This window comes from Chryseobacterium gallinarum, assembly GCF_001021975.1.
In the GTDB taxonomy this organism is placed as follows: domain Bacteria; phylum Bacteroidota; class Bacteroidia; order Flavobacteriales; family Weeksellaceae; genus Chryseobacterium; species Chryseobacterium gallinarum.
Map to the genome: position 1 here is coordinate 314,774 of NZ_CP009928.1, position 21,044 is coordinate 335,817.

Genomic DNA, 21,044 nt, shown 5'->3' on the forward strand with positions numbered 1-21,044 from the left:
AAGGCCGCCCGAGTCTTCATCATCTTATAATAGATAAGTCCTATTTCAGTACTTTTTCTGTTTCCAGACTTTTGCTTAACAGCAATTCAAAAGCCTCTCCCATTTCATCCGAAGCCCTGGTGATTGCATTTTCAAGCATATTCCTGATTTGTCTTTCGGTAACACCTGCTTCCGTCCAGCTTTTACCTGAAGTATGGGAATTCAGAATAAAGGGCATGATCCTGTCAATAGAACAGGCAAAAATAGCATCCGGGGTTTTCTCTTCTTCAAATTCCAGCCACAAGTTAAAAAACTCCGTTCGTAGCGGTTCGTCCAGAATTCCGAAGATTTTCCGGGCAGATATTTTTTCTCTTTCAAACTTTCCTGCCATTGCTTTTTCATCAAACAGAAAAGTATCTCCTGCTTCTATTTCTACCAGATCATGAATAGAAAGCATTCTTATCACCCTTAATAAGTCAATGTCTGCACGGTTTTTTGCAAACGGATACAGTATCTGGGCCAGGATGATGATCTGCCAGGAATGTTCTGCTGTATTTTCTCTCCGGGAATCATCCGCATTGTAATTTCTTCGCTGTACATTTTTCAAAGCATCTACTGCCAGGATAAAATCGATTTCTTTCTGAATCTTCATCTTTCTTTTTATTTTCTGTTATATTGATCTGCCGGATATACCTTTGTTCTGGTCATCCATTTATTATTGATCTTTTCTTTGACTGTTACCTTTATCTGATCTTCATGAGTCTTCCTTTTCAAAGACTGCATCCACCCATTATTAGCGATTACGGCATATTCTGTAGTAAAAATCCTGTAACAACCCGAATTTTCCCGGTGGCAAACATGAATTCTATTTTATGTAATGCTTCCTGACAAAAATACGAATACCGCTACCGATTTCAAAATATGTTCCTCACCTCTATTGGAATTCACCTTTTTGAATTTTATATACTATTCTTATTTTCAAAAATCCACAACTAGCCTGCTCCATTTCCACATTATTTTATCTTTTTCGAGCATTCGGTCATTAATCCATAATTTAAACTAAAATTATTTTCCTGATTATCAGAATATTACATTTTTATTTTGAAAAAATACACTACTTTGTATTGCATAATACCATTTTATTTACATATCTTTGTAATGTAGAATCAGAATAAGCTCGTCTAGCTAGGAGCTACTCTGAAAATATAACTAATTAACAAACTTATCAAAGATGAATACTGAAAATACCAAAGCGCAAATGCGAAAAGGAATTCTGGAATTCTGTATTTTAAGTCTCATCAACCATCGCGAAATGTATGTTTCCGACCTTATCGATGAACTGAAAAAAGGAAAACTGGATGTAGTGGAAGGTACCCTCTACCCCCTTCTCACAAGACTTAAAAATGGAGAATTTCTCTCTTACCGATGGGAAGAATCCACTGGAGGACCACCCAGAAAATATTACCAGATCACAGAAAAAGGAAAACTCTTTCTGGATGAACTTCTCAATACATGGAATGAACTGACTGCCTCAGTCAACCAAATCACTCAACAAAATTAAAAAAAGCTATGAACAAGACACTCTCAATAGGACTCGCAGGTTTTTCTTTTACAATAGAAGAACACGCATATATAAAGCTCAGCGATTACCTGAACGCTCTGAGAAGCTCATTGGACGCTTCCGAAGCAGATGAGGTAATGCATGACATAGAAATCAGAATGGTGGAAATTTTCAGAGATTCTCTGGGAAAACGTGAAGTAATCAACGATACCGACGTAGAAAAAGTGATCGCACAGATCGGAAGTCCTGAAAAGATCGAAGAACAGGAAGAAGCCTATTTTTCTGAAAAAGCAACAAGTAAAAATAATAATGCAGATAGCGCCTATTCAGGTAAAAAGCAACTGTTCCGTGATCCGGAAAAACAAAAAATCGCCGGTGTTTGCGCAGGATTAGCCCAGTATATTGGTATGGATATTACTGCTATGAGAATTATCTGGGTAGTTGTTTTCCTTATCATGATCCCGGCCGCCGGAAGTGCTTTGGTCATTTTACTGCTCTATCTTATCCTGTGGCTTGTACTGCCAAAAGCACAAACCGCATCTGATTTCCTGAAAATGCAGGGAAAGCCTATGAACTTCGACAATCTTAAGAATGAGTCTAATAAATTGGTGCAGTTTGCCAATGAATCTACTCAGAGGGTCGGAGAAATATATAACGAAAACAAACCTTACATCAGCAATGCCGGAAGCGGAATCTGGAATGTATTCAAATATATCATCGGTGCATTCTCAGTATTGATGGCAGTAGGAAGTATCATCGGAGTATTTGTATTATTTGCCCTTTTCGGGATGGATACCGATTTTCCTGGAGCCAATCAGATCAGATTCTATATGGATGATAACGGTCTGGATAAAGTACTGGCTGCTATCATGATTATAGGAAGTTTAATTCCTGCTATCCTTTTCAGCCTATTAAGCATTAAGATATTTTCTCCAAAAACAAAACTGAGAAATCTTGGTTGGTTAGTTGGCGGGTTATTCCTTCTTCTGATCGGACTGGGAACTTATTTCGGAATCAGTATGGCCAAGAAAAACCTGATTTATAAAGGCAACAAAGAGGATATTGAAAATGTAGCCATCAACACTACTTCAGACACTGTATATGTAGACGTGAAACAGGTAAGCATCCCACAAAGTTTTAAAGCTTACGATAATGACATCTATTCTGATAAAAAATCAGTGTATGAAGAAGATTATATTTCTGTGGATGTAACAAGAAAAGCTGATATCAAAACCCCTTATCTGATCATCAGGAAAGAAGGAAACGGCTACAACTATCCAATTCAGCTGAATGTACCGGTAGAAATCGTAAACAACAAGGTATTGCTTCCTAACTATTTTAAATATCCTTATGAGCAAAGATTCAGAGATTACAGGGTAGATTATGAACTTGTAGTTCCTCAAAAAGCGGTGGTAATTCCGTTAAAGAAAAATGGGATTCATTTCAATGGGGATTTAAATGGAGATGGCATCGATGATGAAGATCAGAACGAAGAGGAAAACCATAACGGTATCAGGATCGAAAAAAATAAAATTACCGTAAACGGCTCCAGCATAGAATACGACTCTAATGACAGAGACAGTATTATTATCAATGGTAAAAAAGTTCCTAATAATAAGGCTAAGAAAGTAATTGATTCTGTAGCATCCGACATCAAGAAAATCAATAAAGATGTGGACATCAAAATCAAGGACGGAAAAAACGAAATTTCCATACAGACTAAATAATTAACTTCAGAGAGTGGCAGAAGGTGTGAATGGAAAGCAACCGTTTGAAATTCACACTCTTCTTCTCTCAGAAACTGAAAGAAATCATACTATTTAATTCTCTATGTGAAAAAATTGTTTTAATTTCGTACTGTTAAAAATTTAATAACCAATCAACAAAAAACACCATTATTATGATACAGTTTGCACTAGAATTCGTAATGAAAATCGTAGATTTAATTAACGGTTTGTTTTAAGAGCAATAATATTTCAATATATTTGTAAAGTATAACCAATATTTGGTTATACTTTTTTGTTTTTAACCCCTGAAATTTATGAAAAAGCTGATAGGCAAACTGATGTTAAAATTATTAGGCTGGAAAGTCGTTCTCCAGGGCGATGTCAACAACCTGAACAGATGTATTCTCGTGGTAGCACCTCATACCCATAATATGGAATACATTCTGGGTAACTTTGCTTATTGGTCACTACAAAAACCCTTGAAAATCATCATTAAAGATGCCCATACCAAAGCATGGTACGGTGGAATTGTAAAAGGACTTGGCGGTATCGGCATCGACAGAAGCCAGAAAAATGACCTTGTGAACTTTGTTGCTCATCAATTCGCTAAAGAAGACTTCAGCCTTGTTATCACTCCTGAAGGGACAAGAAGCTGGGTTCCGAAGTGGAGAAAAGGTTTTTATCATATGGCGCTGGCGGCAAAAGTTCCTATTGTACTGGCAGCAGGAGACTTTAAAAGAAAAATCGTCTACCTGGGTTATACCATTCCTTATGAGAGAATAGCTTCAGTTCCTTTTGCAGAGATAATGCAGGAGATCCAGGATTATTATATAAAAAATGATATCGTTCCCAAGGTTCCGGCCAACTGGAATCCTAATATCACGGGTACAGGGGAATAATCTGCACACGTTATTAACATTTATCAATTATAAAAAAATGAAAGGTCAGACAAAAGAAGAAATATTGGCATTTATTAATAACTGGGGAGATGTTACCCTGGCAAAAACCCTCGAAATAAAATTCATTGATATTGATCTCGAAAATGAAACCCTTACCGCTACAATGCCCGTTTTGCCAAGAACCCATCAGCCTTTCGGGATTATGCACGGAGGAGCAAGCTGTGTATTGGCGGAAACATTAGGTTCAAGCCTGTCTAATATCTTTATCGACGGAGACAAGTACTATGGTGTAGGTACCAATATCAATTCCAATCACCTTAGAAGTAAAAAAGACGGAATCGTAACGGCTACTGCCCGCTTTATCAGGAAAGGTAAAACCATGCATGTTTCTGAAATAGAAATCAGGGATGAAAAAGGAATTCTCATTAATCATACAACGATGACCAACAATATCATCAACAGATAATAAATCCTAAGAATAAAACAGAAGGCTCAAATTTTTGAGTCTTTTTTTATTTTCAATCTCTTGATTTCAAAATTTATGCTTAAAAAAAGGCCATTTAATTTTGACATTTTTAAGACTAGTAATACCTTTGCAGAAGGAAAATCAACCCGGAATTTCCTTTATATATCCGGACAGTGGTTTTCAAAATCCATCCATAGCTAATGATTTATTTCAAACTTCCATTCGACGAACAATTATATTCCACAGACCAAGATTCATCTGTACAATCCGTAAGTTTTCACTCTTTTGACACACTGTCTCAGATTCATTTTGAGGGAAAAATTATTGATGTACCGGAACAGAATCTGGTAACCGGTCTTATGACCAACGATCTGCTGAAGGATGAAAATCATTTTAATGAGGAGACTCAAACCGAATATATCCGGACCCTACAGGAGGTTATCAATGTTATTAAAGAAAACCGTCTTCCTAAACTGGTTTATTCCAGAAGAAAAATTTTCAGGAATTTTAACGGGATTGATCTGAATGAAAGCTTTAAAAATGTATGTTCCTCGTATCCAAATGCATTCAGATATGTATTCAATGATGGAGAAAATGCCTGGATGGGAGCATTTTCCGAAGTTTTGGGGAAGTTTCATAAAACAACTCACGAATTTGAAACGATGGCTCTGGCCGGCACCCTTCCCGTTTCAGAAGAATGGTCTGAAAAAGAAATTGAAGAACAAAAACCTGTTACCACCTATATTCTGGATATTCTTAGGAATTATTCCGACCATGTCTACCAATCGGAAACCTATGACCATATTTCCGGAAATATCAAGCATCTGCGTACAGATTTCAAAACAAGTATAAAACCTGAAGATCTTGATAACCTTATTCAGGATTTGCACCCCACTCCTGCTGTTTGTGGTATTCCTAAAGACTTTTGCAAAAAAAGCATCGAACTGTACGAGAAGTTCCCGCGTGAGTTTTATGCCGGATATATTAAGGTGGAAACAGAAGAAAATATTCAGTATTTTGTTAACCTCCGGTGTGCCAGACTTTATAAAGATGCTATTCACATTTTTGTAGGAGGAGGAATTACTGCTCAAAGCAATCCTGAAAAAGAATGGATTGAAACTGAGCTCAAATCTGAAGCCATATTAAAAAACCTTGTAATTTCATAGCCTTGGCACTTTATAGCATAAAAAAACCTTTTCCAGATGATGAAAAAGGCTATATTGACTAGTTGAATTGCTTAGTTATTTCTTCACTCCTATCCTGCTCCATGCATCCATTACAAAAAGAAGGATAAGGCCAATAATTCCTGCTGCTGCTGAGAATACAAATTTCAGGTTATCTTCATCGGCTAAGATATCAGTCTGCCAGTTGATAGCATAAAGGTTGATGGCGACGAATACAATAAATATTACTAAAAATACTTTATAAAACTTCTTCATGACTCTTAAAAATTAATATAATTCTGCACCAATTGGGCAAAGTTTGCGGTAAATAATTTAATTGAAATCGCTAGTAGGATGATTCCGAAAACTTTCTGAAGGATCATTAAAGTAGCATCCCCTATTTTTCTTTCCAGCCATTTCGCTGATTTCAGCACCAAATATACGAAAATTGTATTAAGAATAATTCCGCAAATAATATTAATATCATGAAATTCAGCTCTAAGAGACAGGGCTGTTGTTAAAGTTCCGGCGCCTGCTACCAGAGGAAACGCGATGGGAACAATAGATGCGGCCTTTGCTTCCGTGGTTTTATTGATTTCAATTCCTAAAATCATTTCCAACGCTATGACAAAAATCACAAAAGCTCCGGCAATGGCAAATGAATTAACATCTACGCCGATCAGCTTTAAGATTTTATTTCCTACAAATAAAAATACAATCATGATTGCTCCCGCAGTAATGGCAGCCTTACCGGCCTCAATCTGCCCGAACTTCTGCTGAAGGCTTACGATAACAGGAACCGAGCCGATAATATCGATAACGGCAAAAAGAACCATAAAACTGGTAACAATCTCTTTAAAAGAGAAACCATCAAAAATTTCCATCTCTTTGTAATTAAAAATTTCGCAAAAATATGAAAATAAACTGATTATTTGCTAATTTGTGAATATAAATTAACAATTGCTTTCAAAAGTTCCTCAATTCCTTCACCGGATTTCACAGGAGCATATTTTTCTATCTGGATTTTCTGCTGAAGTTTTGCATAGTCTTCTGCAACCGAAGCACCTTTATAGCTTTCCAGAAAAGCCTTAAACTCGGCAGGAGTAGCTTTGGAATACTCTTTTCTTACTTCGTGGTCAAGTTCTTCCAGCGTTACAAAAAACTTTTCAAACTCCCCGTTATCTTTAAGATTTTCAAGATAGCTGAAATAATCATTCATATCCGTTTTCAGCAATTCCCTGATTTCTTTTTCTGTTTCGGCCACAGAACCCAAAGATTTTGAAGGTACGGTTTCTCTAACTAATGTTCGTTTTTTTTGCCAAGTCTTAAATAACAGATAAACAGCAAATAAGCCTAAAAGAATCCCTATATTAATTAAAAGAATACTCCAGTGGAATTTACTTTTTTCTTTCACTTTAAATGAAGTGGTGGTTAAAACAGGAGTATTAACCGTTTCAAGAAGGTTATTGGTATATTCATTTACTTTTTCCACTGTAGAGCGGGCCTCCATCACCTGTTCGTGGGAAAGGGCATCCAGAGCCAGTGTTTTCTGACCCAGATCTACATATTCTTTGTTTTCAGGGTCAAAAAAAGCAAATTTTTCGGTCCTGATAGAAATAGTTCCGATCTTTTTAGGAATCACCACATAGCTGGCCAGAATCTCGCCTTTCATTCCTGTAGTTCCCGGTGAAACCCTGGAAGTGATTTTTGGGGTAAAAATCTCATAGTCCGGAGACGGCTCAATCTTCGGAAGCTCCATATCCGGAAGGTTTCCTTCTCCCGAAACTTTTATAACAATGTTCAAAGGTTTTTTAGCTTCTGCTTTTTCTTTGGAAGCATTATAAACATTTACTTTGAAGTTTCCTACAGCGTTTTTAAAATAATCGGGAGCTCCTTCCGGCAGCTTTTTAACATTCAGTTTTACTTTATTGGAAACAATTTTGTTCTTACTGGAATAAGTGCTTACCGATGCAGATACGGAAGGTACTTCTACATATCCTGCTTCATTGGGAAATACCATAAACATCGCCAAAACCTGGGAAGCCATATTTCCATAACCGGATGGGTCTATTTCAGATTTATTAAAATTGATAGGATGTACATTGATATTATCCTGCTGCGGAAGACGGATGTTCTTTACCTTTCTAAGGTTATCAATACTTCTGGAATAAACTTTTAAAACAGCTACGGTAGGCTGGTCCTGATAAACTTCCCTGTCTTCTATTTCCATATTCAGGTAAACTTCGTTGGAAGTATTGCCTGCCAGTGACCTTTTATCAGCAATATCCTTAATGGAAACATCGAAAGGTTCTGTCTTATAAATTTTATTATTAACCGTAACCAGTACTGACCCTATTTTTATTTTACCTTTTTTCTTCGGTTCAAGGGCTATTCTGGATATTTTCTGGATAATCTGGGTATTGGTAGCGGGATCTATAAAGGTATTGGTAAAAGATCCGCTTCCGATAATATTAAATTTTGAAAGGTCCGGTAACTGGAATTTTGTCTGCTGTTCAAGATCAGTTCCGTTAAGCTCTAAAACAATCGTAAGGTTGACAATATCTTTACCTCCGTATTCGTTTTTATCAGCTTCCATACTAAGATTTACCTGTCCGTAAGCAATTACGGACGCCAGAGTAAGCAATATGTAAATCAGTTTATTCTTCATCACCAATCTTTCTCGTTGCTCTGAGGCATCGAATAAGAATTTTTATTTAAAATCCTTCTGGCGGTTTCTTTTTCTTTTTCGTTGATTTTATCTAAGATTGCATTTTCAAGGTTCTTCGGCATTTTTCCCTCATTCTGATTTTGCTGAGGATTATTTCCCTGGTCACTTTTTCCTTCGTTCTGCTGACCGTTTCCCTGATCCTTCTGATCTTTCTGGTCACCTTTCTGATCATCACCTTTATTCTGGTCACTACCGCCGCCGCCTTTTCCTGAGTTATTTTGTTGTTTTTTTTGCTGCTGCTCTTTTTCTTTCAGCTTGGCAATTTCATAATTTTTTCTGGTTGCCTCACTGTATGGGTCTTGTTTCAGCGCCTTTTTATAATAGTCTGCGGCTTTTTCGGGCTGATTCATCTGCATATAGGTATTCCCCAGATTGTGAAGAGCTGCTGCCTTATCCGGAAGAGTTTGTGAAAGCTGTTGAGCCTTTTCAAACTCAGCTTTGGCCTCTTCATATTTTTTACTTTTATACAAAGCATTCCCCAGATTGTAATGGGCTGTAAAATCTTTGTCATTAGACTTTACCGCTTCCATATATTTTGAGGATGCTCCATCATAATCTTTACCGTCAAATTTTTGATTGCCTTCATGAACCAGCGTTCTATAATTTTCCTGCCCGAACAAGAAGTTTGAGAAAGAAAAGACAACAATAAACGACAAAAATATGATTTTAGTATTCATTACTTGCAAAATTATTCCTTTATATGTTAATAAACAGAGCTTTATTTGTTAAAATTGGGTTAAAGTACCGCCTTATAATACCGATTAACAATAAAGAAAACTACACATTAAAATCTTTTTTAGGATTAAAAATATAAATTAAAAAGAAAAATAAAATAGAAACAGCTAAAAAATATTGGTAATAGTGATTGGCATTCTGTGATTTTACCAGGGTTTCAGCACCGGAAGACTTTCTGTTAACAGCATCAATAATTTTATCCGGAGCTTCATTGATATTATTTCCGTCAATATAGCTTCCTCCCGTAGATTCTGCCATCTTTTTCAAAGCTTCCGTCTGCCTTTTAGAGATCACTGTCCCACCATTAACATCGGTTTTATACCCCATCAGCTGTCCAAAAACATACTCCGGAACCGGTGCTCCTTCATCAGAACCCACTCCTACGGAGGTAATACTGATTCCTTCTTTGTTGGCGAGCCTTATGGCAGCATTATCATTCCCTTCATTATCTTCCCCGTCACTTAATAAAATGACTTTTCTTGATCCTTTACTTACATTTTTAAATTTCTCTACAGCAGCCTGCATACCTTTTAGAAAATCCGTACCCTGGATCTGCATAGAGTTGGTTTCAATCCCGCTGATATAGGTTTCGGCTGAATTATAATCCGTCGTCAGGGGCATTATTGAAGTAGCCTGTCCGGCAAAAATGACGATTCCGATTTTATCATTTTTCATCTTCTGCATGGTGCTTATCATCAGATTTTTAGCCTCTGCAAGACGACTCGGATCAATATCTTCCGCATTCATTGAATTGGAAACATCCAGCATAAAGATCACATTATTCAGCTTCTGGGTGCTTTTCACTTCTTCAGAACCGTTTAAAAGGTCAATAATGGAAAAGATCAGAAATAAGGTTCCCAATAGGTAAAGTGCCGGAAAAAACTTTGTAAATCCTGACTTTTTTTCAAATAAATTATCATGAAACTGGCTGTCTGCAAAAATTTCCTTTCTTTTATGCCTCCATTTTATAAAACGGATCAGAAAAAACGCTAACAGCGGCAGAAGCAACAGTAAAAATAAATACCAATAATTTCCTAACGACCAACTCATCAGCTTACAATTTTATAAAACACCCATCTTAATAATGCATCTAAAACCAGCATCGCTAAGGCAATCCAAAGGAAGATTTTGAAATATTCTTCATAATTGTAAAGTTTGGATACCTTTACATCAGATTTTTCAAGCTGGTTGATTTCATTATATATTTCTTCAAGACTGCTGTTTGAAGTAGCCCTGAAATACTTTCCTCCGGTAGTTTGCGCTACTTCTCTCAACGTATTTTCATCAATCGTCACTTCTGTTTCCGTAAAGATAAGATCTCCAAAAATATCCTGTGAAGTAGGCATCAATGCATATCCATTGGTCCCGATACCAATTGCATATACCCTGATATTGTTATTTTTCGCCAGTTCCGCAGCTATCTGGGGCGGAATGGCATTCTGAATATTACTTACCCCATCCGTCATCAGGATGATCACCTTACTTTTGGCTTTGCTCTTAATCAGATGATTTACGGCTACGGAAAGGCCTTCCCCGATAGCGGTTCCCGGCTCCAGCCCATCAGAACTCAGATTTTTAATTTCATCTATCACAACCTGATGGTCTGATGTAACAGGAACTTTTGTAAAGGCTTCAGCCGCATAAGCCACCACCCCGATCCTGTCATTCGGACGTTTCTGAACAAACTTTATCGCAATATCTTTAAGCGCAGTAATACGGTCCGGATTAAGATCTTTCGCCAGCATACTCAGCGAAACATCTATCGACAGCATAATATCCACTCCTTTCGTGTCGTCTCTGTCCTGTGAAACCGTAAATGTCCTTGGCCTGGCCATGGCAATGATCAATGCTGAAAGGATAATATATTTTGAGATCTTCAGTAAAAAAAGAACAACCTGGATGCCTCCGTCATGATCCATATTTTTAATCGTGGGAACCTTTACCCCTTTTCTTTTCTGTCTGCCTGCATCTTTAATAAGCAAGGGGATAAACAGCAAGAAAAGCAATAAAAACCATGGACTGTAAAACTCAAAATTAAACATCCTTTCTTAAGTTTTCGAATTCTAAATCTTTTGATGATTTTTTCACAAACTCCCTGATGTCTGCAAAATCTTTTTCCATGGTCTGCTGATCCGGAAAGGTTTTGGCAAATTTTACCAAATCCCCTCTCAGGAATACTTCTTCCACCACTTTCTCATTATCCAGAGAAATCGTATTATTCTTTTTCATTACCTCTATAAGATCATCGGTAAGAAGCACATCTGCCGGAAGACGATACTGTCGGGTAATAAATTTTCTGGAAATATCAATCAGCTCAACGTAGAATGAGCGATAGTTACCTTCTTCAATATACCGTTTCTTTTTGAGTGAATCCAACTCCTTGAGTGTCTGATTAGTTGCCACAGCAGGGGATTTTTTTGATTTCTTGCCCCATTTCACCACCATGATAATGGCAATGATCAGAGCAATAAGGGCTATAGCAGCCAGAATATAGAATTTATACAGCTCCCAATAATCTTTCACATCAAGTTTTACCTCTTTGTTTTTCATGATGTCATTAATCTGATCTGCTTTCTGGGCAGTGTTAATAACATCAAGCTCATAAGGGATTGTCTTAAGGATTTTGCCATCTACTTTAAACTCCAGTTCGGGAATAGTAAATTTTCCTTCTTCAAACACCGCAAATTCTATTTTCCTTTCGTAGGTATTGGCATTTTGCCCGATGCTGTCTTTGATTTCTTCAAAATGAAACGGAAGCAACTCATTTTTAGGGGCAGAAATCACCTGCTGCTCATGAAGGTTATCAATCTTTATTACAAGACGATTCACTTCTCCTAAAGCAATTGTTTTCTTCTCAATATTGGAAGATAATATCTGTGAAAAAGCATTCGAACAGATTAAAAAAGATAATATTAAAAGTATTTTTCTCAATGCCTGCGTTTTGTTTCCCAATTTAAGTTTCAATTAGTATAAATCCTTTTGATTACTTCTTTTGAAAATAATTATATAATAGTTTTGAATAATCGGTACCTGTATTTACATTCATAAAACTGGCCGAACTGGTTGCAAAATCTTCTTCCAATGCTCTCAGCTTTTGTTTCTGTGCTTCTGCAAAAGTATATCTCCATCTGGCGCTGGAGGTATTGGCCCATATTTGTTTTCCTGTTTCTGCATCGTACAAGCGTATATATCCCACATCAGGAATTTCATTATCTTTTTCATCATATACCCTCATACCCAGCAGCTGATGTTTTTTGGAAGCAACTCTCAGCATCTTGGAATCATATTCATCTTCAAAATCTGAAAACAGGAAAACCAGAGATTTTCTTTTAAAGATTCCCATCATATATTCCAGCGCCTTATCTATTTTGGATTCTGCCGGAACATAATCTGCTGTCAAAATATTACTGATGATCGAAAGAATGTGCTTCCTCCCTTTTTGAGGTGGTATCACCTTATACACTTTATCGGCAAACAGGATCAATCCTACCTTATCGTTATTTCCTGCCGCCGAAAATCCAAGACTGGCAGCAATTTCAGCCACATATTCTCTTTTCAGCTGGTTTTTTGTCCCATAATCCATCGAAGCAGAAATATCTACAAGAATCATCATTGTCAGTTCTCTCTCCTCCTCCATTACTTTTACAAACGGTTCACGGAAACGCGCCGTCTTATTCCAGTCTATTCTCCGGATTTCGTCTCCGAACTGATAAGGGCGTACTTCAGAGAAAGTCATTCCCTGCCCTTTAAAGGCACTGTGATATTGTCCCATCAAAGCAGCCTCCGTCTTTTTTCTGGTACGGATTTCTATCTGCTTTACTTTTTTTACAATATCTTTTATCTGCATAGATGAGTTTAAATTTCAAATTTAATACTGAATGTTAAGTTGCGGATCCGGTATGTGGTTTATAAAATCCCGGGTTGTAGATCTAAACTGATATATCTCCGCTCTAACTTATAATTTCTGACTTTTCATTTTTAAGCTCAATGGAAACATTCAGCCATTCGTCATCAAATTTCGGACTGTACTTTTTATAGAAGTTGATCGCCGGCTCATTCCAGTTCAATACCTGGAATACCATTCCGCTGTAATGATTGGATTTTCCATATTCCAAAGTGGCGTCAAATAAAAGTTTTCCGATCTGCCTTCCTCTCATTCTTTCCGTGACTACCAGATCTTCCAGATACAGTCTTCTTCCCTTCCAGGTTGAATACCGGTCATAATATAGTGAAATCCCAACAATTTCGTTATCCAGTTCTGCCACAAACGCTCCCCAGACCGGAGATCCACCGAATCCATCTTCTGTAAATTCTTCCAGTGTTATAGTGACCTCATGTAATGCTTTTTCATATTCCGCAAGTTCCCTGATCAGCTTCAGCATGGAAGCGCAATCTTCCTGAACCGCTTTTCTGATAACAACTTCACTCATTATGGTGCCTGAATTTTTGCTAATATTCTATTGATAATCTCTTCTGTTGAAATTTCTTCGGCCTCTGCTTCAAAGGTTAAGCCCATCCTGTGTCTCAATACATCTTTTGCCAACGCTTTTACATCTTCAGGAATTACAAAAGCTCTTCCTTTAAGGAAAGCATATGCCCTTGAAGCAATGGCAAGATTAATTGATGCTCTCGGAGACGCTCCAAAACTGATATAGTTTTTAAGATCGAAAAGTCCGTAATTTTCAGGATAACGTGTTGCAAAAACCATATCCAGGATATATTTCTCAATTTTCTCGTCCAGGTAAATCTGGTTGATCAATTCTTTTGCATCTACAATGTCCTGAAGTGAAATAACGGGCTTTACTTCCGGCTGATGTGAGGTAGACACCATCCTCATTACCTGTCTTTCATCTTCAAAGGCGGGATAATCTATGGTACATTTCAGCATAAAACGGTCACTCTGCGCTTCAGGTAGCAGGTAAGTTCCTTCCTGGTCAATCGGGTTCTGCGTTGCCAATACCAAAAATGGTTTGGGAAGCTTCATCGTTTCATCGCCTATTGTCACCTGCTTTTCCTGCATCACTTCCAAAAGAGCAGACTGAACCTTTGCCGGAGCACGGTTAATCTCATCTGCAAGGACAAAATTAGCAAATACAGGCCCTTTTTTTATAGAGAAATCATTGTCTTTGATGTTATAGATCATTGTTCCCACAACGTCTGCAGGAAGAAGATCCGGTGTAAACTGGATTCTTGAAAATTCCCCATGAACAGCATCTGCCAACGTTTTTATCGCTAAAGTTTTAGCCAGTCCGGGCACTCCTTCCAGAAGAACATGCCCGTTTCCCAGAAGTCCTACCAAAAGGCGGTCTACCATATACTCCTGCCCAATAATAACTTTGTTGATTTCCTGTCTCAGAAGAGAAAATAAGTAGTTTTTTTCTTTTACTTTTTCCGTCAATTGGCGGATATCTTCAGCTTGATATGTATCTGACATAGCTTGATTTAAAATAGGTGGTAAATTTCTGATAAATACTTGCATTAATCAACACAATCAATGCCATTTTTGAGTTAAAGTTTGTTAAATATTCCCTGTTTGACAATGTATTCAACCTATAGTCATGAATCTCTTGTCAATAAATAAATTTCAAACCTCTGTTATTTGCCTGTGTTTCTTTATCATCAGCATAAAAAATGCTGCAAACTACTTTTATAATGTTGAATTTGCAGTAAGGCTGAAATAGCAATGAAACGTCTAAATTTTAGTTATGGTAATCGTAAATGTACCTTCAGGAGCATCAGTTGTATCATCGTAAGCACCTACATTCACAAAATATTCAGCACCTGCAGTGGTGGTAACCGTTATATTTTCCGCACCGCCTCCTCCGGCATTATCCACGGTGTCTACACAAGATAAATTGCTGCAACTACCGCTGTATACACCTACCTCAGGATCAAAGCTACTTCCTGAAGGCATTGTAACCGTAATGGTGTACTGACTTCCATCTCCCGTGAACTTAAACCAGGTACCATCATTCATCCCTGTATTCCCGGACACTGAACAAACGCTTATATTTCCTGCATTGTTCGTTGCAGATACAGCATCATCCTGTGTATAGGTATAAGGAAATGCAGAAGCCAGAAAAGCCCCTGAGCAAGCATCATTTGCAGGTACGGGAGGAACGGTTTTAAAGGTTAATTCAGAACAGCCCGAAGAGGTCACATTGGCTGCAACCGATGTAATTTTCAGATAATAGCTCATCCCCGGCGCAAGGGCTGTGGAAGGTGAAAAGCTATTTCCGGATACTACCTGCTGATTAAGAATATCAGTCCCTCCGGGATTGGTTCCCAATGAAATTTTGTAAGAATCAGCTCCGGAAACAGGAAGCCAGGTTATACCGGGAGACAGGGCAACATTCTGTGTATTATTGGCCGGATACGTAATAAAGGGACAGGCGGGAGTAGCATTTGCTGTAAGTCCTGAAAGGGTAACAGCAGATTTATAACCCGCTCTTATTCCGCCAGGTGGAGCAGCAGGATCTACCACGGCTCTATCTCCTTTGTAATACAGTATTGAATTCGGAAGGTGTGAATAAACATGGAAAGCTTCATCAAAGTTATTAATATCAATATTAGATGCATTTTCTCTGGCTGCAATAACTAAATTATCAATATTGTTATAAGCAAAAGGGGTTGTAAAGTTTACCTGAACTTTATTATTACTTTTAGTCACTGTTCCTGCAAATACCTGTGTAAGCTGAGATACCGGAATCCAGTCTGTACCGGAGGCAAAAGCCATTTTTGTAGTATGACCAAGATAAACCGTCCAGTCTGAGGACTCTGTAATAGTTGATGAAGGATCTATATAAAATGTAAGACCTGTAATACTCCCTGGTGTGCCGGCATTGATTTCCTGTTTAGGATAAATCTGCTGTACATAAGAATAGGAAAAAAAGCTGCTTACCGGTGCAGTACCAACTTCGGAGCTTCCGATATTGATGTTGATCTGAGCCCTCAGCCCCATCACTGCAAAAAACAAACACAAAAGTAAAATTCTTTTCATTATTAATAACATTAGCCGTGAATATCATGCTAATTTAATAATAAATATAGATATCCGACTAATAAAAGAATATTTTACATGTATTTAATTTAAATCATAAAATAATTTAAATCAAAACCTACACAATTAACTGTATTTTTAAACACTTAATAACAAAAATACTTTAAATATAAAAATAAAATAAATTAAAGGTAATTTTGATACATATTTAATATATTTACACTAAATACACACAATATGTATAAAAGGCTATTTTTTATAAGCATTTTCATTGTAAATACTGTTCTGTCACAAACTACCATGACCAATGTGATTTCGGATGCAGTTTATTATGACGGTTATGCCGCTACAGTATCCAACCCTGTACCTAATGGTTTGATCAGGCTAAACAATGCAAGATATGCAAGGAAACTTACAGATGCCGAACTGGACTCTTTTAAAGCAAAAATTGCCATGAGGGTAACCATAGGTGCTTTATGTGATAATTATGATCGCTTGGGAGAAGTTTTTTTAGCCATGGTTCCTAAAAACCAATCTGCTTATACCCTGAATGATCCTAATGTAAAAAGAATCGAAATAGGCAGGTACATTACTCCTTTTATGAATAAAAACCGTACCCCGTCGGAAGTTCCATACACCTATGACATCAGTAATTTGTACAGTGTGTTTCACGATACCGGATTACGCAGCGCTTATGACCTGTATGTGGAACTGGATGTATTCGGGGTTCCGTATGCAGCTCAAAGCCAGGTGGCAGGATGCGCGGGAAGAATTGATGTTTTTTCCGGAACACTTACCTTTTTCTCAACTGACACAGAAGCTACCCCTACAGATTTTAACAACCTGGTTCCCCTGCTAAGTTATAATAAACTTAATAATTACAACAGCACTGATGTTACCGGAGAAACAGTCAGGCTGGTAACGTTTAATATTCCTGCTCCGGTTACCGATGCCCGTTTCTTTGTAATATCCACTCCGCATGGTGCGAATGCCGGTGGTGAAGAATATATCAGAAGACAAAATTACACTTACATAGATGATGCGCAGGTACTGACCTATACTCCGGGAGGAATTTCCTGTGAACCATTCAGGGTTTATAATACCCAAGGAAACGGAATCTACGGAGCCGCTCCAAAGACTTTTGACAACTGGACCTCATGGAACAACTGGTGCCCGGGCAATTCTGTTCCTATAAGAAGTTTTACCTTAGCCAATATGACCGCCGGAAACCATACGTTAAAACATACAATTCCTGCCGCCGTTTTTAACCAACAGCAGGGAGAGGTTTACCTGTCCGTCTATATGCAGGGAAAAAGCAATGCCTCTTTACACGTAAAAGATGTGAAAACAATAGATATCAATATATATCCCAATCCTACTTCTGACTTTGTGAATATAGCATCAAAAGAAGAAGTTTCCTCAATAACCATTTTCAGCATAGACGGAAGAAAACTGACCGGGAATTCAGGAAAAAACAAAATCGATTTTTCAGCGTACAGCCCGGGAGTCTACCTTTTGAACATCGTCCTGAAAGACGGAACTTCTTTTAAACACAAAATCATAAAGAAATAACACATCGTCACACCGTAAGAGTATAGAAGTCTACAAACAACATCCACCCTCTTGTCAGTATCTTACAGGTAAGTTCATGTTTGAGACTGTCAGTATATTTTTTATATTTTATCAATTCTAAAGTGCTTAAAAATAGCTTTTCAACCTCAAAATTATCTAAAAAAAGAAATGATCCATAGTGTATTTTTCACGGATTAACAGCGTTTATTTTAATCCTTTAGCCAAAAAATTGTCGTTTCCAGTTTATTAAACTATTTTTGGTGATTAAAATTTCTGCAAAATGAATTATCATTTTCAAGCCCACAGACAAGTAAGGAGAAACCTCCTGGATATTCTGCAAAATACCTCCCACGAGGATTTGTTGCTGATTCCGGATGGTTTCAACAACAATATTTACTGGAATATTGCGCACACTGTTGCCACCCAGCAGCTTTTGCATTATTACCTTAGCGGAAATCCTTTCAGAATTGATAAATACTGGATTGAAACCTATAAGAAAGGAACTTTACCGAATCTGAATGTACAAAAATCCGAGGTGGAAGACCTGGAATTTTTACTCACTGAAACTTCAAAAATTTTAATGAAAGATTATGACAGTGATTTCTTTTCGGATTATACGCCTTACACCACAAGTTTTGGAATGGACCTGAAAAGCATCCAGGATGCCATCATCTTTAACAATATGCATGAAAGCCTGCATTATGGATATGCGATGGCACAGAAAAGAGCTATTTTAGGAGAAAAATATTAAAAAGGAAGCTGGAAGAAAGGAGGCTGGGAGTTTGTAGTCCTCACATACTATGAACCTTCCAATCCCGAAACCCCAAAACCTTAAACATAAATTTTAAACAACTCAATGAAAGACGATTTTATTTTCGGGCTGCGTCCCGTAATTGAAGCAATTGAAGCGGGAAAAACGATTGACAAGATCTTTGTGCAAAATGCACTTCAGGGTCCTATTTATGCTGAATTGAAAGCGATTTTAGCGAAAAATAAAATCCGTCCCAATTATGTTCCGGTTGAAAAACTTAACCGCTTCACGAGAAAAAACCACCAGGGAGTAGTGGCTTTCATCTCAGATGTTCCGTTTCATAAAGTGGAGGATATTGTTCCGCAATTATTTGAGGAAGGAAAAACTCCTTTCCTGCTGATCCTGGACAGACTGACAGATGTAAGGAATTTCGGAGCGATATGCAGAACTGCAGAATGTGTAGGCATTGATGCTGTGGTTATTCCTGAAAAAGGAGCTGCACCTATCAATTCCGATGCTATTAAAACATCGGCAGGAGCTATTTATAATATTAAAATCTGCAAAGAAAACAATCTTGCCCACACGGTAGACTTCTTGCAACAGAGCGGAATTTCCGTGTATGCTGCCAGCGAGAAAGCCCAGAAGTTAATTTATGATGTTAATTTCACTGAACCATGTGCCATTGTTATGGGGAATGAAGAAACGGGGATTTCAAAAGAAGTTCTGCATCATTCAGATGAAAAAATAAAGCTTCCTATTGAGGGGAAAACTCAATCGCTGAATGTTTCAGTTGCCTGTGGAGCAATATTATATGAGGCGGTGAGACAGAAAATGACTGCTCTCTCCAATCTTTGATTAAAAAATAAATTTTATGACGATCTTTACCGGATACAATTGAAAATACACCGGAAACAGAATTTGGTACAGATTCTGCACGCCTAATGACTTGTTATGAACAAAAGAGGGATAATACTTTGAACTTGAAGTCAAATATGGTATCCCCGAAATCAAAAAAATTCTGGAAGACCTATAAAATAGTAGTAAAATTAAAAAAATTAGAAAATGAAAAACATAGCAGCATTAGCGCTAATCTCATCTATAGCTCTTGTATCTTGTAAAAAAGAAACCGCTAAAATAACAAAAGTAGATCCTAAAACCGGTAAAACAGTAACGGTGGAAGTGCCTGCCGACTCTGTAGCAAAAGTTGCGGAAAATCCGGCTATCAGAGATTCAGCTGGAATTATTAAGCAATCTTTCAAGCTTGAAAAAGGAAAAACATATCCTCTTACAACCTACCAGAGGGATGTAAAAACGATGACGGATCCTCAGGGAAAATCCATCACCGCAACCAGCGAATCTACAGACGAGATGAACTTTACCGTTGATGATATCAAAGGAAATGTATATGACATGACCCTTAACCTCGTAGCGAAAAGAAGCTCTCAGTCTGCTCAGGGGAAAACCATTGTGGTAGATACCAAATTGCCTGTCCCGAAGGAAGATGAGCTTAAAATGATCTGGAACGTCAACAGGGCCCTTACCGGAAATAAACTGGCCATGAAAATGGATACAAAAGGAAATGTCCTTTCTATCACAGGTTTCGATGCGGTTTACACCAAAGTTTCCAACGCTGTAGGGACTATTATTAAAGATGCCAACGAGAAAGCCAGTGTAGTGGCAAGCCTTAAAGAATCTTTTAATGAAAAGGTATTGAAAGATCAGTTCAATAAAAATTTAACCATTATTCCTAAAAAAGGAGTAAAAGTAGGTGAAAAATGGACGACTTCCGAAAATGCCGATCCAAGCGGAAGTGTAAAAGTAACTTCAAACTATGTATTAAAAAGCTTAGGTAACGGAACTGCAGAAATCGGCGTAACGGGAGGAATCCCTAAGAAAACTGAAAAGAAAGCCCAGGGACCTATCACTCATAGCCTGAGCAGTGAACTTGTTCAGAACGGAACCATTAAATTTGATGAAAATACGGGATGGATTACCAACCAAAATATCAATGTAAAAACAACGCAGATTGAAACCATTTCAGACGGGAAACAGTCCCAGTCTATGAAAAGTGTTTCAAACTCTTCAGTGATGGTAAATCCTTCTGCAAAATAATTGAGACAATTTGAATGAGAAAGGTTTAAAGGCTGAGGGCTGAGAAAAATTAAAAAATCTCCAACTTTAAACCTTAATCTTTCAACTTTAAATTTTAACATTATGAAGTACATTCTTGAGTTAATACTCACTGCGATTATTCTATTCTTTGTCTGGAATATTCTGAAAAGGATTTTCTTCAAGACTTTTTACAGTTACCGGTTCAACAATCATAACAACCAGAATAACGGGCATCAGGATATCCATAACTCAAATAAGAATAAGAAGCAAAGCCTTAATTGGGATGCGGAGACCGTAGACTATGAGGAGGTGAAAGAGAGTAATGACAAAAGGTAAAATTTCCAAGAAATA

At 37.5% G+C, this 21,044-nt stretch carries 23 protein-coding genes; 10 read left to right on the plus strand and 13 right to left on the minus strand.

What is annotated here, in order from left to right; all coding sequences use genetic code 11:
- Window positions 1–40: 40 nt before the first annotated feature.
- Together OK18_RS01410 and OK18_RS21810 are read right to left on the minus strand one after the other, a co-directional pair.
- Window positions 41–631, minus strand: a complete 591-nt coding sequence (locus OK18_RS01410) for an HD domain-containing protein (protein ID WP_053326843.1) — start codon at window positions 629–631, stop codon at window positions 41–43.
- A gap of 8 nt (window positions 632–639) precedes the next feature.
- Window positions 640–762, minus strand: a complete 123-nt coding sequence (locus OK18_RS21810; RefSeq protein ID WP_262483487.1) for a hypothetical protein — start codon at window positions 760–762, stop codon at window positions 640–642.
- Between the two features lie 448 nt (window positions 763–1,210).
- Here OK18_RS21810 and OK18_RS01415 point away from each other — a divergent pair, with 448 nt between their 5' ends.
- From OK18_RS01415 to OK18_RS01435, 5 genes are all read left to right on the plus strand, one after another.
- The gene (locus OK18_RS01415; protein WP_050020108.1) at window positions 1,211–1,540 is read left to right on the plus strand and encodes a PadR family transcriptional regulator; all 330 of its coding nucleotides are present in this window, start codon (window positions 1,211–1,213) and stop codon (window positions 1,538–1,540) included.
- A gap of 8 nt (window positions 1,541–1,548) precedes the next feature.
- Complete coding sequence (locus OK18_RS01420; RefSeq protein WP_053326844.1) at window positions 1,549–3,267, plus strand: PspC domain-containing protein; 1,719 nt, start codon at window positions 1,549–1,551, stop codon at window positions 3,265–3,267.
- A 314-nt stretch (window positions 3,268–3,581) separates the two neighbouring features.
- Window positions 3,582–4,166 carry a 1-acyl-sn-glycerol-3-phosphate acyltransferase gene (locus OK18_RS01425; protein WP_050020107.1) on the plus strand — a complete coding sequence of 195 codons (585 nt, stop codon included), beginning with the start codon at window positions 3,582–3,584 and terminating at the stop codon, window positions 4,164–4,166.
- 37 nt (window positions 4,167–4,203) lie between these two features.
- Entirely contained in the window at window positions 4,204–4,632 is a 429-nt protein-coding gene (locus OK18_RS01430; RefSeq protein WP_050020106.1) for a PaaI family thioesterase, read from the plus strand.
- A gap of 200 nt (window positions 4,633–4,832) precedes the next feature.
- Window positions 4,833–5,798, plus strand: a complete 966-nt coding sequence (locus OK18_RS01435) for a chorismate-binding protein (protein ID WP_050020105.1) — start codon at window positions 4,833–4,835, stop codon at window positions 5,796–5,798.
- Between the two features lie 75 nt (window positions 5,799–5,873).
- Here OK18_RS01435 and OK18_RS01440 read toward each other — a convergent pair whose 3' ends face one another.
- The 11 genes from OK18_RS01440 to OK18_RS01490 form a co-directional block, all read right to left on the minus strand.
- The gene (locus OK18_RS01440) at window positions 5,874–6,071 is read right to left on the minus strand and encodes a hypothetical protein (protein ID WP_050020103.1); all 198 of its coding nucleotides are present in this window, start codon (window positions 6,069–6,071) and stop codon (window positions 5,874–5,876) included.
- A gap of 5 nt (window positions 6,072–6,076) precedes the next feature.
- Complete coding sequence (locus tag OK18_RS01445) at window positions 6,077–6,679, minus strand: MarC family protein (RefSeq protein WP_050020102.1); 603 nt, start codon at window positions 6,677–6,679, stop codon at window positions 6,077–6,079.
- Window positions 6,680–6,723: 44 nt separating this feature from the next.
- Window positions 6,724–8,463: a BatD family protein gene (locus OK18_RS01450; protein ID WP_053326845.1), complete on the minus strand. Its 1,740-nt coding sequence runs from the start codon at window positions 8,461–8,463 to the stop codon at window positions 6,724–6,726.
- Complete coding sequence (locus OK18_RS01455) at window positions 8,463–9,200, minus strand: tetratricopeptide repeat protein (RefSeq protein ID WP_050020100.1); 738 nt, start codon at window positions 9,198–9,200, stop codon at window positions 8,463–8,465. Before OK18_RS01455 ends, OK18_RS01450 begins: the two co-directional genes overlap by 1 nt.
- A 100-nt stretch (window positions 9,201–9,300) precedes the next feature.
- Complete coding sequence (locus tag OK18_RS01460; RefSeq protein ID WP_053326846.1) at window positions 9,301–10,308, minus strand: vWA domain-containing protein; 1,008 nt, start codon at window positions 10,306–10,308, stop codon at window positions 9,301–9,303.
- Entirely contained in the window at window positions 10,308–11,300 is a 993-nt protein-coding gene (locus OK18_RS01465) for a VWA domain-containing protein (protein ID WP_050020098.1), read from the minus strand. The genes OK18_RS01460 and OK18_RS01465 overlap by 1 nt, the downstream gene beginning before the upstream one ends.
- Window positions 11,293–12,189 carry a BatD family protein gene (locus tag OK18_RS01470; RefSeq protein ID WP_050020465.1) on the minus strand — a complete coding sequence of 299 codons (897 nt, stop codon included), beginning with the start codon at window positions 12,187–12,189 and terminating at the stop codon, window positions 11,293–11,295. Before OK18_RS01470 ends, OK18_RS01465 begins: the two co-directional genes overlap by 8 nt.
- Window positions 12,190–12,241: 52 nt before the next feature.
- Window positions 12,242–13,105, minus strand: coding sequence for a DUF58 domain-containing protein (locus OK18_RS01475; RefSeq protein WP_050020097.1), 864 nt, complete (start codon window positions 13,103–13,105; stop codon window positions 12,242–12,244).
- Window positions 13,106–13,208: 103 nt separating this feature from the next.
- Window positions 13,209–13,688: a GNAT family N-acetyltransferase gene (locus OK18_RS01480; protein WP_053326847.1), complete on the minus strand. Its 480-nt coding sequence runs from the start codon at window positions 13,686–13,688 to the stop codon at window positions 13,209–13,211.
- On the minus strand, window positions 13,688–14,692 hold the full coding sequence (locus tag OK18_RS01485) for an AAA family ATPase (protein ID WP_053326848.1): 1,005 nt from the start codon (window positions 14,690–14,692) through the stop codon (window positions 13,688–13,690). The genes OK18_RS01480 and OK18_RS01485 overlap by 1 nt, the downstream gene beginning before the upstream one ends.
- A gap of 258 nt (window positions 14,693–14,950) precedes the next feature.
- Window positions 14,951–16,258: a hypothetical protein gene (locus OK18_RS01490; RefSeq protein WP_156173196.1), complete on the minus strand. Its 1,308-nt coding sequence runs from the start codon at window positions 16,256–16,258 to the stop codon at window positions 14,951–14,953.
- Window positions 16,259–16,495: 237 nt separating this feature from the next.
- Here OK18_RS01490 and OK18_RS01495 point away from each other — a divergent pair, with 237 nt between their 5' ends.
- From OK18_RS01495 to OK18_RS20810, 5 genes are all read left to right on the plus strand, one after another.
- Window positions 16,496–17,830, plus strand: a complete 1,335-nt coding sequence (locus OK18_RS01495) for a peptide-N-glycosidase F-related protein (RefSeq protein WP_053326850.1) — start codon at window positions 16,496–16,498, stop codon at window positions 17,828–17,830.
- A 280-nt stretch (window positions 17,831–18,110) separates the two neighbouring features.
- Entirely contained in the window at window positions 18,111–18,581 is a 471-nt protein-coding gene (locus tag OK18_RS01500) for a DinB family protein (RefSeq protein WP_047487264.1), read from the plus strand.
- Between the two features lie 105 nt (window positions 18,582–18,686).
- On the plus strand, window positions 18,687–19,436 hold the full coding sequence (gene rlmB / locus OK18_RS01505; protein WP_050020092.1) for a 23S rRNA (guanosine(2251)-2'-O)-methyltransferase RlmB: 750 nt from the start codon (window positions 18,687–18,689) through the stop codon (window positions 19,434–19,436).
- Between the two features lie 207 nt (window positions 19,437–19,643).
- On the plus strand, window positions 19,644–20,693 hold the full coding sequence (locus OK18_RS01510) for a DUF6263 family protein (RefSeq protein WP_050020091.1): 1,050 nt from the start codon (window positions 19,644–19,646) through the stop codon (window positions 20,691–20,693).
- A 102-nt stretch (window positions 20,694–20,795) separates the two neighbouring features.
- A complete protein-coding gene (locus tag OK18_RS20810) occupies window positions 20,796–21,029 on the plus strand; it encodes a hypothetical protein (protein ID WP_082129112.1) in 234 nt (77 codons plus the stop codon).
- Window positions 21,030–21,044 lie beyond the last annotated feature (15 nt).